This window comes from Methylobacter arcticus, from assembly GCF_050917435.1.
Lineage (GTDB): Bacteria > Pseudomonadota > Gammaproteobacteria > Methylococcales > Methylomonadaceae > Methylobacter_A > Methylobacter_A titanis.
On sequence record NZ_CP159583.1, the window covers coordinates 2338639 to 2353490 of the forward strand.

Annotated in this window: 10 protein-coding genes; all 10 read left to right on the forward strand. The window is 49.4% G+C overall.

What is annotated here, in order from left to right:
• Position 1: 1 nt before the first annotated feature.
• The 10 genes from ABXJ76_RS11140 to ABXJ76_RS11185 all read left to right on the forward strand — a co-directional run bounded on the left by ABXJ76_RS11140 (position 2) and on the right by ABXJ76_RS11185 (position 14852).
• Positions 2-340, forward strand: a complete 339-nt coding sequence (locus ABXJ76_RS11140; protein ID WP_432740558.1) for a hypothetical protein — start codon at positions 2-4, stop codon at positions 338-340.
• Entirely contained in the window at positions 337-1182 is an 846-nt protein-coding gene (locus ABXJ76_RS11145) for a hypothetical protein (RefSeq protein ID WP_432740559.1), read from the forward strand. The genes ABXJ76_RS11140 and ABXJ76_RS11145 overlap by 4 nt, the downstream gene beginning before the upstream one ends.
• A 22-nt stretch (positions 1183-1204) precedes the next feature.
• On the forward strand, positions 1205-2146 hold the full coding sequence (locus ABXJ76_RS11150; protein WP_432740560.1) for a type VI secretion system protein IglI family protein: 942 nt from the start codon (positions 1205-1207) through the stop codon (positions 2144-2146).
• A 9-nt stretch (positions 2147-2155) separates the two neighbouring features.
• Positions 2156-2542 carry a DUF4280 domain-containing protein gene (locus ABXJ76_RS11155; RefSeq protein ID WP_432740561.1) on the forward strand — a complete coding sequence of 129 codons (387 nt, stop codon included), beginning with the start codon at positions 2156-2158 and terminating at the stop codon, positions 2540-2542.
• A 24-nt stretch (positions 2543-2566) separates the two neighbouring features.
• Complete coding sequence (locus ABXJ76_RS11160) at positions 2567-4261, forward strand: AMP-binding protein (protein WP_432740562.1); 1695 nt, start codon at positions 2567-2569, stop codon at positions 4259-4261.
• Between the two features lie 379 nt (positions 4262-4640).
• Entirely contained in the window at positions 4641-5744 is a 1104-nt protein-coding gene (locus ABXJ76_RS11165) for a hypothetical protein (RefSeq protein WP_432740563.1), read from the forward strand.
• A 475-nt stretch (positions 5745-6219) separates the two neighbouring features.
• Positions 6220-6471, forward strand: coding sequence for a hypothetical protein (locus ABXJ76_RS11170; protein ID WP_432740564.1), 252 nt, complete (start codon positions 6220-6222; stop codon positions 6469-6471).
• A 638-nt stretch (positions 6472-7109) separates the two neighbouring features.
• The gene (locus tag ABXJ76_RS11175) at positions 7110-8591 is read left to right on the forward strand and encodes a lipase family protein (RefSeq protein WP_432740565.1); all 1482 of its coding nucleotides are present in this window, start codon (positions 7110-7112) and stop codon (positions 8589-8591) included.
• A 75-nt stretch (positions 8592-8666) separates the two neighbouring features.
• The gene (locus ABXJ76_RS11180; RefSeq protein WP_432740566.1) at positions 8667-11279 is read left to right on the forward strand and encodes an ATP-dependent Clp protease ATP-binding subunit; all 2613 of its coding nucleotides are present in this window, start codon (positions 8667-8669) and stop codon (positions 11277-11279) included.
• Positions 11280-14852: a hypothetical protein gene (locus ABXJ76_RS11185; protein ID WP_432740567.1), complete on the forward strand. Its 3573-nt coding sequence runs from the start codon at positions 11280-11282 to the stop codon at positions 14850-14852. It begins immediately after the preceding gene.

The following is a 14852-nucleotide window of genomic DNA, read 5'->3' on the forward strand; positions in this document are numbered from 1 at the left end:
CATGACATCGCGGCTTGACGAACTATTTTCACCGGACAGATTGCGCCAAAATTGGCCCATGAAAATCACGCCGACGCTTGAACCGAAACAGGCCGCGTCTCATCTCAAGATCCGCGCCAACTATGATGAATTGCAGCGCTTAATAGGTAAAAATTTTCCGGATGTATCAAGACTGTCAGCCAGATTCGATGCATTGACTGAGACAATCAATCAGACCTTTCCACCGGACGCGACTACCGACCCCGTTGATGCCCAACAAAAGGAGGCTATTGTCGTTATGTTGGAGCAACTGGAGACTTTGCTATGGGCAATGGACTTGTCCCTAGGGACCGTTAGATGACGCTATTGGAAACGCGTATTGTCCGGAATATTTGGCGATTCGATCCGATCAGCCTGCTGAAACTATTGGCTCACCTGGGTTATGACATCAATGAGATTTTGTTTTGCAGCACCTTTGGCGCCTGTTCTCAATCCCGCCTGCTTGAATCCATCGAATTTCGTCATTCGCCAAGAAAAGTGGTTATTACGCTTAACCTGGGCTTATTGGGTGGGCAAAGCGTACTGCCCAATTATCTGTTTAAGCAAGTGCACAATAACACCATCGATGCGCAGCGATTTGCGGAATTTTTTGGCTATTTCGACGATCGATTATTGCGCCGTTTCTTGCTTGCTATTTACCCTGAATTTGACGAAACCATTTTCCAGAACTGGGGAACCAGAAAAAAATCAGCCGTTCACACGCTGAGATTGGACAGCATTGCCACCCTGCACTGGTTGACACAGTTGGTGTTTCCTGAGCTACAGGTTCGGGTGGAAAAAGTGACGCTCCAACGTAACATCGATCTGGGTTCGCCTATTCTGGGAAAATCCCGTCTTGGTTACCAGACCGTATTTGGAAAAATAAAAAAATTGCCGGTGCCGGGGAAGCAAATTACCTTGATTACCGATGAAGACAGCTTTACTAACGAACAAACTTGGCCGCATGAAATTGAGCGACGACTGCAAAAGCTGGTATTTCCGGTTTTACAGGGCGTGGACCTGCATCTGGAAATATGGCTGATGATCCGCACTCAGGGCAGTTATCTGGGCTTAAAGCAAAACAGTTATCTGGGCTATGAAAACCTGCTCAGTGACAATTTACAGTTCCGACGCATCCGAATCTTTTCCGGACGTTTACTATGATGGGCATTAAGGGAAAAACAACATGAGAATTGAGCTATTACAGGGCGGTTTGCCAGTAACCGAAAATCCCGGCCTTGATTCCACAGACCCCCGCTTTGACGACATTGCAACCTTGGTACAAGCAGGAAAACACGCGGAAGCAGCCAACCTGAGCGAAGCCCTATTGGCTGACGGAATTTACGACATCCGGCTGATTTGTTACTTTCTCTATGGCCATTGGTTGGAGGAAGGACTGTCCAGCCTTTTTGATGTTATCACTTGTTTGAATAATGTCCTGGAAAATTGGGAAGCTATTGGCCCGGTCACCCGGCGGGAAAAAAGCCTTGAAAAAAGCCTGGACTGGCTATTCAAGCAATTACTGAAAAAAATACAATACGAAGAAAGCAAAAATACGCCTCTGTGGCAACAGTGGCAAGCGCACTTCAACACAGATGAAATAAGCAATATACTGGAATTGGGCGAGACCTTTCGTTTAGGCATTAACCACCGACTTGAGGATAATGCCGGGGCCATAATCGGTCTATGGAGCAAGATAGAGGCGTGGCTGGTGGCATTCCAGCAGCTGATGTATCGCCCAGCCGAACCGGTTTACGCTGAACCTGAACAGAGTGAGAGTGATGCCACCGCAGCAGATATGTTGCCGATGATAGCAATCCAACCCCGTGGACTGGAAATCGAGAGCTCCTATCACATGGAATTGTTACTGAAGAAACTGGCTGCGTTCGAACGCTTGCTCCAGGAGGAAAAGTTTCCCCGTGCGGCTTTGATGGCGGTCGATATCAACGAAACCCTAAGCAATTTCGACCCCAAAATTTATTTTCCGAGAATTTTCGAAACTTTCGTTAGGCTGCAAGCGCTGAACTTCGAAGAATTGTCTAGCTACGCAGAAAATCAGGACAGTGCGCAATGGCAGGTCATGCAGGACTGGTTAAAAGTTGATGTCGATAGTTTTATCAATAATTAGGAGGCTGTTATGGGTTTTTTAGTGACGGGTAACGCCGTTCTTTCATGTACTTTCGGTGCTGCGCCATCAACCATGATGGTATTGCCAACCAACTGTGTGATGGTTGATATGCCTGCTGCCAATATCGTAGATGAAATACCGATGCTCAATATTTTGCCGTTCGGCATGTGCAGCAGCATGGCAAATCCGACGGTCATAGCGGCCACGGCGGCGGCATTGGGCGTGCCGACTCCCATGCCCTGCATACCGATGACCGTAGCGCCCTGGGTGGCAGGCGCTCCGACCGTATTGATAGGCAACATGCCCGCCCTTAGCAGCGATAGCAAACTGATGTGTTGTTGGGCGGGTGTTATCAGTATCACCTTTGCCGGTCAGGTCAAGGTGATGCTGTCATGACAAAGTCATTCTGCCGGAAAGCTCATGTGGAATGATGACGGCACCGGGCCTTGGTCTGCGGCTAATTTTGCCCTGATTGAAGCGTCCTTATGGCAGGAAGATCAACAGTCGTCCATTGATTTAACCTGGCTGGAATCAAGCTGGCAAGACCCCGACAGTTTTTGCAAAGCCCTGCACGCTTACTCGGATAGACGACAAGCGAGCCAATCGAAAAGCACTCCCTGGTTGCGTTACGATTTTTATCACGATGTACTGGTGCAACAAAAAGACCAGACAATACCGGCTTTGGTCTGGTTCGATAGCGGAATTTGGCAAACCTGGTCTTATGCCGAACTGGGCAAAGTAGTGAATGGTTTGGCCGCCTCTTGGGAAGAAATCGGCGTACAACCGGGCGATACCCTGGTCATACTGCATCCGCAGGGACCGCACTGGCTGTCTGCGTTACTGGCAGGTTTACGTTTAGGCCTGGTGGTGACGCTGTTGCCGCCGCAAGGCAACGCTTTCGTCAGCCGTCGCCTCGACAATCTGGCGCCGCAATGGCTGGCAATGGATCAGCTGTACCGCCACCAGCTTGCCGCCGTTTGGCAGGACAAAGTGTTGCCCAACACGCTGTCGTCACTGGCGCCAACCAGGCGGCCCTATGAATATCCTGGCACGGCTGTCGTCGTCCAGTGCTTTGACCCGACCAGTCCAACGCCCGAGGTAGTCTGTTCGGTCGATGCCGACAGCCTCTATCTGGGGGCTTTGCGGGATGGCATTTTATCTTTGGGCATCAAGCCTGGACAAGCCTGTGCCGCGCCCGGTTGGCATGGGTTGGAAAGCCAGCCGGCGCTGATATTGGCGGTTTTGTTGAACGGCGCGACCTGGGTGCATATCGACCTGGCCGATGTGGAAAAGCAACCGGAACGACTATTGGAACAACCCATTGACGTGCTGGGCGTCAGCCGATCCTTGCGTGACCTGTTGATGGCTAATCATCCTCCGGGCGGTGAAAAAACCTGGCGCTATTGGTTTCGCCATCCGGCCGAATCGGCTGACTTTACCTTATGGCAGGACTTTATCAGGATATGGCAGCTGGAAGACAGGTATTCGGGCAACGTGTTATGCAACGCTGCCAAGGGCGGGGCTATCGTTTTTTCGCCCAGATATCGAGGACTGCCTCATCATACGGTATTGCCTGCCGCCGCTATGTGTTGGCAACTGGGCATGATCGATTCCCCGGATTTGCCTTCTGTGAGCGGATGGGGACGGATGGCCCTGGGTAAAACGGAAAAGGATGAAACCGTTTGGACGCCCACGCCCTATATTTTGACGCCCTACCGAAAAGTGTGGCATTACTTGAGCCAGTATCCGCTAGGTCGCGCGGGGCGGACTTATCCGAAACAGGAAGTGCTGGATTTGCTGTCAGGAACAGCGCGTTATCCGGCCTTGGTCGAGGCATTTACCCATGGCGGCGAGGCGGATCCGCTCCAGGTACTATTGGCCTTCGGTCCGGGCGTCGATGCGGCGCCATTGCAGAAACGGATTGAAACCGAGCTGGGCAGTGAGTTTCTACCCGATCGCATTGAGTGTTTGCCGCTGTTGCCGCAGCGCAATAGCGATGGCGGAGCGGATCAAGAATGGTGTCAGTTCCATTATGTCACCGGAGAGTTGTATCGACGACAGCGTAGCGACATGTATCGCTGTTTGTCGGAGTTGAAGGGGATGGTTTTGAGATAGAACACCCGTTAGACACAAAATACAAGACTTAAGATGATCTTCGAGGCTGATTTTACCCATTAAAAGTAATCAGGTAAATGCTTGGGCTCGGTTAATGGATAAGTTTTTTCTATAGAATCACCTAGCCTCTATTTTGTTGATGTTTAGAGGGGAGGATCAAGCTGTTGCTCAACTTAGATGGCTTAAACAATTAATCTATTCAAATAAAGGATGATTATGAACATACATATTTAAAAGAATCATTTGGATCGCAGTAAGATGATCGTTGCGAATATTCAGGCTGCTGTAGGTGGGCTTGGTAAACCAGTGGAGTCTGACTCCCCATTGATTTTTCTGCGGTAATTATTTTTTTCATTACAAGACTTCACGGAATTCACATATGGCCTACAAAGACGCACAATTCATCTCATATGTAATTGATACCTTCCCTTCTGATCTCTCCGGAGTAAAAACGTATCTCGGAAATATCAATGCTGAACAAGACATCCGCAAGCGTTGTCAGATCATGCGACACGCAATCGCTCAGGCAACAGCCCACACTGATATTGTCACGAACTCAAATACTCTCAAGATTTTCATGGCACCCGAGTTCTATTTTCGGGGCGACAAAGGAGCTTATCCCATTGAACTCGTATCTTTGATCATGGAAGATATTCGTAAGATGGTCTCGCTAAAGAAATACGAACACTGGATTTTCGTGCTGGGTACTGCCCTTGGATATTTGGATAGCAATGGGACGAAAGAAATTATGAATATGGCACTAGTGCAGAAGGGGGGGAGTCAAGAACTTGATGCACAACACACACTAATCGTATACAAAGAATACATATCACATATTGACTTCATCAAACTTCTTCATAAATGTTCCAATCCTGGATGCACTGGATTCGCTATATGTAACACTTGTCATATGCCATATGATCCGCAATGGCATGATCCTGCTGGACGTCACGTATTGGTAGCCGGTACGGGTTCGCTGGTCAGTCCCGTTCAGGGTTCCCGCGATGTGCTGTCCGGTAATATGAATTCAACTGGGCGAGGGCGCGAGAAAACCCAGTCGGGACTTGGAGGACAGGGGATATTTACCATGGGCGGAATCACGTTTGGTCTGGAAGTGTGTTTAGATCATGCCTATAAACGCCTTCGGGATTCACCACCAGCCAAAGGAGACAACGAAATACAGATACAACTTATCCCTTCGGCCGGAATGGCTATTGAACAAGACGCGGTTGCATGTAAGAAAAAGGGGTTAATTTTTAATGTCGATGGTGGCGGAGGTGGTCGACATGCACATGTAAATCGAAATATAGGCGACTACGGGCATCCTTATTTGGAAAAGCGTTACCCTACTCCAAGCTATGCTCGTAAATCGGTGATACATCTGGTAAATACTGTGTATGATTGGAATCAATATTTCCAAGATCAGGGATGTATAGAGATATTCGATCCATTGGCGATTCCTACTGCCTCCAAAGCTACGTAGTTGTGAGCCGAGTAGAGAAAGAACATAGGATGAGATACGAAGCGCAACCTATAGATTTGACGCATTAATTTAGAGAGGACGTAAAAGGGCAAACCAATGATTGATTATCTCCGTGTTTACATTCTTGATGCTACGTGGTTTTTTACGGTGAATTTTGCCGAACGTCGGGGCAATCTTTGTTGGTTGAAAAGATTGATTCGCTACGAACAGCTTTTCGTTATTTAAAAGAATGAAGATCTTTCGATGTCAACGCTGAGATTATGCCGGATCATCTTCATTCAACTGCATGGATGCAAGAGTTAGAGCAACGCAGGAGCAGTTGCCGAGCATCTGGACATTGTGCCACCGAAGACTATCGCTATTGCGCCTTACCGCGTTATTTTAAAGCATCTCAACAAGTAACTCATTCCAGACGATTGAGCCTCAAAAAGGCGTGCGATGCACCCCTTGCCTTGGAATGTCGGGCATAAAAAGCATGCCTGGCCTACAGAACTTCGGTCCGGGCGTCGATGCGGCGCCATTGCAGGCACTGATTGAAACCGAGCTGGGCAGTGAGTTTCTACCCGATCGCATTGAGTGTTTGCCGCTGTTGCCGCAGCGCAATAGCGATGGCGGAGCGGATCAAGAATGGTGTCAGTTCCATTATGTCACCGGAGAGTTGTATCGACGACAGCGTAGCGACATATATCGCTGTTTGTCCGAGTTGAAGCGGAAGATTTTGGCATAGGCTACGAGTTGGAGGCAAAACACAATACTTGCCTCTTAGCATCTATCGGTTTTATAAAAATGCTGGATTTAATAGCAAAATATGCTCATAACCTGTTGATTTTATAATCGACTTAAAAATGATTTTTATAGATGTATAGACGTGTACTATTTTTGATAAACAGATAAGTGGAGGACAGACCTGCCCCCTATTTTATTGAACTATTGCTCAACTTGCATGACTAAACAATGACTCTATTGTAAAGAGTTTGATTATGAATACGCTTATCGAAAAAACGTTTTGACAGTAGTGAAACGCTCATCGTGAGCATTCAGGCTGCATATTGGTTTGGTAAATCAATAGTCTGAGACCATTGACCTTATTTAATAAATAAAAAATCGGAAGTTGATATGTTTATACCAGAAACAATTTTGCAGTGTGATCTAGCTATCCTTTCCTACCACTTGTATCACCAATCGGTCATCTGGCCGCTTGATCCCTGGTACGACGTGATGACACGGAGCATGTCGGATCGGCGTACCCTATTTATGAATCAAGTCCACGAACAGTGCAATTCGTTCGATAAGGAGGCAGGATTTCGAGGTCCGTCGAGCGCGTCATTCAGCGGACGCAGCTCCAATAAGTCTCTGGATCCTGTTATGACCCAGTACAGCCAACTGAACCCGCGCTTACCTGCATTTACCGGCACGGCAGACGGCTATGTCAGCATCCAGACTCCCGCCTATATCACGGACAAGATTAAGACGGTCGAGGTCGCGCAATACAAGGTGGCACCGAATGTCAATGGCGACCCTGGGTCTTCTCAAGTCGAGATCAGGGATATCTGTGATTACCCAGATGGTACGGATCATCTGATCGGATTCGAGGGTGGTCACGGTCTCATCGCATCAACGACAGAGCCTGCTTGGAGCCTCATGGGCTACGTTCTAATGAGGAAGGACCCCAAAAACCCCGACATGCATGATATCCATATCGCCTTTCGGGGCAGCCGCAGCGGCGGAAGTATCGCAAGGACAGTCGTTCAGGCATTAGGGAGTCATGGAAACCCCGACTGGGTCACGGACATGGCAAACTATAAAGTGGAAAATAACTGGGTGAGCAAGGTGGGTACAGTTGGAAAAGGTTTTTCATATGCCCTACAAACTTGTTTCGGCACCGTTCACCATGCGCTCAAGCGGCTCGACCGCATCTACGGTACACCCCGGAAAATTACCGTCACTGGGCATAGTTTGGGTGCAGCGCTGGCCAGCCAAATGGCTATTGCAATGACAAATGGGAGTTTCAGTGCCTACCTCGTCAGGGATCTGCCCGCTTGGCCTTGGAACAGCCTGCGATATGTGGGTTGGGCGCAACCGACCTGCGGGAGCAAGGACTTCTCAACGAATTGGGCGCTGTGGGTCAACGGTTGTTTCTACTGGGTGAAGGGCGATTCAGTTGTGACCATAGGCGAAGGCTCTAGTAAGGGTGTCGCGATGGCATCGCAGCATGGAGGGCAGAGCGTAATGTTCGAAAAGCCAGGTGGTGCCTCGGACAATTCCCATGAGATATTTATCGCCCGCGGTGCGCTTCTGGCTGAACTGGGACGAGCAGGCGCTTTCCTTGACAGCAGATTGAGTGCAGTTACGCCATGGGCTAAGTACAACACCTTCTTCGATTTGGTCGAGGGAAACGCGAAGTCTTACAAATTCCCGGGGGCATCAAGTCCCAACCATATTACACAGCAGAACATTCGCAGTGTGCTGAATAATTACCAGGCTACAAAAAACTTTGAGCGTTTCTTCAACATACTCACGGTGGTTGCTCTCGATTCCAAGGCGTACAAGAAGCTGAAGTTGTTCCAGAGCGAAAAGGAGCGACAAGTCAAGTCTGTCCAGGCGAAAAAGGCTGGGGGGGCATTGCGGGCGGTAGGCTGGAGCGGCGGAGCTATGAGTATGCAGGATATGAAGACCAAGGTTCTTGACGACTTGGTTGACGAGATAACCCTCGCCGACACGATCCAAGGCTCTAACACGGCCAAGTATCTCGGGCTTGCCCTAGCCGTTAATGCCTTCTCGCGATCGAATCTGTCGTGGAACGATCTCAAGTCGAGAGCCGTGATTCTAAAGTGTTTGAAGAGCTGAAAAAGTAGCCCTATAGGGTAAGCAACGTTTTTTTATCCATCGCGTTCAACAACATAATGAACAAAAACAAAAATCATGATCATCGAAAAATTTAATCTGAAAGCGCAAAAAATCATTGAGAGTGCCTGTCGTCTGGCGGTTGAACAAGACCATGGTTTGGTCACGCCCTGGCATCTTTTGCATAGCCTTTTCGAGTCAACAGACAGCATAGGACGACAATACCTGGAGCAGGCCAATATCGATTTGGCGAGGCTGGGAGATACGGTGACTGCCCAACTGATCGTCCAGCCGAAGGCGTTGAAAAATGCCCAGCAAACGCCTATCAACCGTGAGCTAGAACGTCTATTCATTTACGCCGAACAAATATCCAGTCGCATGGGCGATAAATACATGGGCATCAACCATCTGCTGCTGGCCTTATGGGAGCTTGAGGAATTGGTCGCGGCGTTGACGGAAGCGGGCGGAAGCAAGCAGGCGTTTATCAGAATACAAGATCAGCTGCCGAAGCGCGGCTACCAAAGTCAAGACAGTTCCGGCGAATTTGAATATCTGTCCAAGTATGCCCGCGATTTGACCGAACTGGCTCGGCAAGGTTTGCTGGATCCGGTGATCGGTCGCACCGACGAAATCAACCTGGCGATTCAAGTGTTGTGTCGGCGCCTTAAAAACAATCCCATCATCATTGGTGAGCCCGGCGTAGGCAAAACGTCTATCGTCGAGGGGTTGGCGCAACGCATCGTTGCCGGCGACGTCCCCAAGGATTTGATAGGTTGTTCGGTATTGGCCGTGGATATGGGCTTGCTGGTTGCCGGTGCCAAATACCGTGGCGAGTTTGAGGAACGTTTCAAGCGGCTGCTACAGGAAATCACCGATGCCGGGAATGTGATTACCTTCATCGACGAGATTCATAATGTGATCGGCGCCGGCAAGGCCGAAGGCTCCATGGATGCCGCCAATCTGCTCAAGCCTGCCCTAGCGAGAGGCGAAATCCGCTGTATCGGCGCGACTACCAACGAGGAATACCGTAAACATTTCGAGAAGGACTCGGCGCTGATCCGGCGTTTCCAGGTAGTCAAGATGGAAGAACCGGATGACGAAACCGCGTTGATGATTCTGCGCGGCATCAAGGAAAAGTACGAGATGCATCACGGCATCCGCATTACCGAAGCGGGTTTGCTGGCGGCGGTTCGCTATTCCAGGCGCTATATTGCCGACCGGTTCCTGCCGGACAAGGCCATCGACCTGATCGACCAGACTGCCGCGATGGTGCGTATCGGTCTTTCCGCCAAGCCTGCTGAATTGGAAGCGCTGGATCGCCGCTTGGTATCACTGGAAATCGAATGGTCTTCGCTGGTCAATGAACTGGCTGAAACCCGCAAACAACAGTTGTACAATGAACTGATTGAGCTGCGCGAGAAAAGCGCGCAACTGACTGAGCGCTGGGAGCGTGAAAAACGGGCAATGACCGAAGTGCAAGATGCTCGCAAGCTGCTGGAAGACTCTCGCCGGGAAATGGAGCAGAAAATTCGCGAGGAAGACTTTGTACGCGTTGCCGAATTGCAGCATAAGGTGATTCCGCAAGCGGAAAGAAAACTGGCCGAATACGCCGATATCGACACCGCCGACATTCAACTGCAGAAAAACTTTATTGACGAGCAGGACATTGCCGCCACGGTCGCCCGCTTGACCGGTATTCCGATAGCGAGGATGCTCGATTCCGAACAGCAGCGCCTGTTAAACCTGGAAAGCCATTTGCGGGAACGGGTGGTGGGGCAGGAAGATGCCGTTGCCGCCGTGTCCAAGGCTATTCGCCGCGCCCGCGCCAACATTCAGGATGCCAATCGCCCGCTCGGCTCCTTTCTGATGCTGGGTCCAACCGGTGTCGGCAAAACCGAATTGGCCAAGGCTTTGGCGCAATTTTTGTTCAACGATGACTCCGCGATGGTGCGCATCGATATGAGCGAGTTTATGGAAAAGCATTCGGCCGCACGCCTGACCGGCGCCCCTCCAGGCTATGTAGGCTATGAGGAAGGCGGGGTATTAACCAATCAGGTGCGCAGCAAACCGTACAGTGTGATTCTATTCGATGAGGTGGAAAAAGCCCACCCTGACGTGTTTAACCTGTTCTTGCAAGTATTGGACGAAGGTCGCCTGACTGACAGTCAGGGGCAGCTGGTCAATTTTACTAACACCCTGATTCTGATGACCTCCAACCTGGGTTCTGAGCTGATTGATCCGGTAGAAACCGAACAAGAACAGCAACAGATGCAGGCGCTGATTATGGACAGGGTACGCGGTCATTTCCGTCCCGAATTCCTCAACCGTCTCGACGACATTTTGATTTTCCGCCAACTGACCCAGGAAACCATGCGCCCTATCGCCGATATTCAGCTGAAGCGTTTGGCCAAGTGCCTGGAAGAACGCGACATTCGACTCGATATCAGTGATGAAGCCAGCAATAGCCTGGCACAATGGGGTTTTAATCCCTTGTATGGCGCACGTCCGCTAAAGCGCGTCATTCAAACCCGACTTCAAGATCCGCTGGCCGAACTTTTGCTGTCCGGAGAGTTGCGCGATGGGCAGCAAGTTGCTGTCAGCGTGACTGATGGAGAGCTGATATTTACCGGCGTTGATGAAAAAATTAACCTCGATGCTGTCGGTATTACCGTAGCCGAAAAGGAGGATTAAATGGATTCAGGCTCTTCATGGAACACGCTGGACGCGATGACCTCGGTATTGAGTTGGCTAGATTGGCTTGGCTTGGCGGTAGTGCTGATATTACTGTGCGTCTTGGGGTTTCTGATTTGGCGGCGCAAATATCCTAAAAGTGGCAGCAAACTGGCCATACCGGAACTTATTGTTCCAACAAAGCTTTTGTTGCCTCCCAACTGTTTATTAACGGTATGGCGTTATTTTATCAGCGCCATTCCCTGGCGACTGCGTCCTAATGCATTGCGTATGCCGCTTTCCCTGGTCATTGGTGAAACCGGTTGCGGCAAGACCGGCATCATCGACCGCTACGCCGACTGGCAAGGACAAAATTTCCGTTTCCATCCCAGTGCCACCGATGATCCCTTGCTACAAATTTATCTGGGTGCAAAATCGTTGGTGTTGGAATTTGGCTCCTCACTGCTCTACGACACCAGTCCAGCCGCTTATACGGCAATAAAGAAGTTATGGCGGCATTTACCCCCTAGCCCTCAAGCCGTTATGGTCATTGATGCGACTACGTTGCTATCCCCGAAAATGGAACAGCTGCGCCAGTCAGGTCATGCCTTATTCGGTAAACTGAAAGTATTCGGTGAACTAGAGCGCGAACCCTTGCCGCTGATTATCGCGCTGACCCACATGGAAAAAATTCCGGGATTCGTGGAGTTTTGTGTGTTTTTGCAAGAGGCGGGTATCCCCTTACAACTGGATTTTCCGGAAGGAGACGGCATCAATCGGCTGGAGTCCTGCCTGGATGGCTACCAAGAACATCTGCGCCGCGCACTGGTGACCTGTTCAGCACAAGACTATCTTAAAATAGTGGGTTTTCTTAAAGAAGTACCCCATTTATTCAGCGTCTTGGGCGATTTTCTGCGTGTGGCCGGACTGGAACAGGATGTGGCATCCCCGCCGATCGTCCGACTTTGTCTGTTGTCGGAACATGTCCATAGCTTTGGCTGTCACCCTTTCTCGCTGCCGCCCGGTATCGTAGAGAAACCGCGATTTACCCTGAATGGTCATGCCAAAGCCGCGCTCGCCCTATTATTAGCAGGATCGGTCTATTTAGTGGGGAGTTATCACTATCAACAGAATATGGTGGCCCAGGTCTATCAAGACATTCAAACCATCTCCACAATCCCGGTTCAACACTACGCGGAAAAAGTCAGCCCACTGTTTCTCAATTTCAGTGCAGACTTGAATAAAGACGCGTTGTTAACTTTTATGCCCAATTTTTTCGAGCCGATTGTAGAGCGTAATAATTATTTATTGATTGCCGAAATACGGAAATATTATTTATTGCCCTTATTAAAACTCATTCAGCTGGGACCGGATGCCAATTTCAAAACCACCCGCTTTATCGGTTTATTGTATGCAACACCGACTAACGAAATGGGTAAGGTTATAGAGAAAAACGCGGAAAAAAATCCAGTCGACATCGCTAATATCGGTAAATACGCCAAGCTCATTAGCGACTATCGACAATACAATACCCGAACCGAAGAGTTAGATTTCCTCCTCAATGAAATCACTTATGCCAAGCCTCAGACCTACATTGAAGACAATACACTGTGGATAGCGCTGTTTCATAACTTCCAGCAACTGCTGAACAAGCCGTTTGTGCAAGAAGCTGAATTTAAAACCCTGCAACAGCAGTTAGTGCCGTTTCTCCATATTATTGACCGGCTTGATTATTACAGTGACGAGGAAGATATTAGACAGTGGCTGACCGAGAACACCAGCCTACGCCTGATGGAGCAGCGCAACCAGTCGCAATTGCGCCAAAGAGACATCGCTCAGCTATTAACCTTAGTCGGTAATCTCAAACTTGACCATGCTGATAATTGCAAGGTCGCGCTATCGCTGAACGAGTGTCTGGGGCTCGTGCAAGCTGTGGCCAACGCTAAAGTAGATAGCGCCTCTTCTGACATGACTTTTAGTCTGGACGGCGAGCAATTCTCGTTCAATCCGGCGCAATGGAACGAGTTGATTAAACGCAGCCGCATTAGCATGATGCTACGCGACGTCATTAATAACCACAGGAATTACGACGGCTGGCTTTTTTTCGGTTTTCCTTCTATTTATGCCAACGTGGAAATGAATGCCACCAATAATGGCGGAATGCTGTTCGCCGGTAAAGCCAGTATTGATGGACGCATGACCGCTGATGCTTTCGAGCAAGACGTCAAGCCTGCAATCATCGCATTGTCTGAAATCGTGGACAAACTGCCCATCGATCGACAGGAGAAAAAGTATTTCAACGATTTTGTGCTAAAAAGCCTGAGTACTTACTCCGATGGCTATGTGAAGGCCTATTTGCATTATTTTCAGCAATTTCAGGTACGCATTGATTCCACCTGGGCGTTGGCTTATGTGCTTAGCGATTTGCAACAACCCGCGTCCTCGTTGCTGGAGACTCTGGTGCAGATAAAAAACAACACGGCACTGAATTTTCCTGTCTCGCCCTACTTTCAACCGTTTGCACAAAAATTGACTACATTTCGTTTCATCCAGCGTTTGATGGAAGAACAAAACGGCGTTTATCCGGAATTTCAAAAGTACCAGTTTCTGATGGCGCAAATGCAATATGACATCAGTACAGAAGAGCCTTACCTGCCAAAAAAAGGCGATGCCGCCGGTGCCCTGAAAGGGGCATTGACGCCAATCGGACGGGTGGCATGGTCCATGCTGCTCAATGAGGATAGTTCATACGCAACCTTGGTTAAAAACTGGCTGCAAAATGTCGGCATCCTCAATGACTGGCAACAGCCGTTCCTGGCGCCGGTACAAAAGGTGCAAAAATTCGGCACCAATGAAATCAATCAGCATGTCGCCGCTATTTGGTCCGATATCTGGAGCTCCAATGTCATGCCGCTATTGGTCCAATTTCCCTTTACGTCCAATGCCGGACGCGATAAGGAATTGGCGCTGGATGATTTAAGCGCCACTTTCCATCCGATACAGGGCGTTTTCTGGATTACTTTCCAGCAATACCTGTCGCCGCTGTCGACTTTTAGCAATGGCGTATGGGTTAAACATCGGGAGTTATCCGACAGCGTCGTGTTGCCGCCAAATTATTTGAAGCGGATTAATGCCGCACAACAACTTACGGCCAGTTTATGGGACGATGTCGGCAATCCTAAGCCGCTGGAATTATCAGTCAGGCCTGGATTATTGCCAACCTACAAAAACCAGAAAATACTTCGTACACCCTTGGTATCCTTAACTTATTTGCGGCAAGGCGAAAATTCGGCGCTGGGTTTCAACCAGCAGAAAACCTGGCAGACATTGGCAGTGAAGTGGTGGACGCCGCAACTGGCAGAGGTAGGCATGGAGTTTCGCAAAGATGCGGCACCGACCCGGGTTTACAGCGACATTACGGTTACCGATTCGCAGTGGAATTTTTTTCGGCTGCTGCAACAAGGCGAATTAGTTGGCGCTCAGCGTTATCGGTGGCTGCTTGCCCACCCCAATTTTCCGCAACAATCGTTAAATATTGAATTCTCATTCCAAGCCAATCCGTTGGCCGTATTTGCCAATCTTGCCGGGAGTTAA

Excerpts from the sequence above, each read along its gene's own strand:
- ABXJ76_RS11140 (WP_432740558.1), top strand. The coding sequence starts at position 2 with ATGACATCGCGGCTTGACGAACTATTTTCACCGGACAGATTGCGCCAA.
- ABXJ76_RS11170 (WP_432740564.1), top strand. The coding sequence starts at position 6,220 with ATGCCTGGCCTACAGAACTTCGGTCCGGGCGTCGATGCGGCGCCATTG.
- ABXJ76_RS11175 (WP_432740565.1), top strand. The coding sequence starts at position 7,110 with ATGACCCAGTACAGCCAACTGAACCCGCGCTTACCTGCATTTACCGGC.
- ABXJ76_RS11150 (WP_432740560.1), top strand. The coding sequence starts at position 1,205 with ATGAGAATTGAGCTATTACAGGGCGGTTTGCCAGTAACCGAAAATCCC.
- ABXJ76_RS11155 (WP_432740561.1), top strand. The coding sequence starts at position 2,156 with ATGGGTTTTTTAGTGACGGGTAACGCCGTTCTTTCATGTACTTTCGGT.
- ABXJ76_RS11185 (WP_432740567.1), top strand. The coding sequence starts at position 11,280 with ATGGATTCAGGCTCTTCATGGAACACGCTGGACGCGATGACCTCGGTA.
- ABXJ76_RS11160 (WP_432740562.1), top strand. The coding sequence starts at position 2,567 with ATGTGGAATGATGACGGCACCGGGCCTTGGTCTGCGGCTAATTTTGCC.
- ABXJ76_RS11180 (WP_432740566.1), top strand. The coding sequence starts at position 8,667 with ATGATCATCGAAAAATTTAATCTGAAAGCGCAAAAAATCATTGAGAGT.
- ABXJ76_RS11165 (WP_432740563.1), top strand. The coding sequence starts at position 4,641 with ATGGCCTACAAAGACGCACAATTCATCTCATATGTAATTGATACCTTC.
- ABXJ76_RS11145 (WP_432740559.1), top strand. The coding sequence starts at position 337 with ATGACGCTATTGGAAACGCGTATTGTCCGGAATATTTGGCGATTCGAT.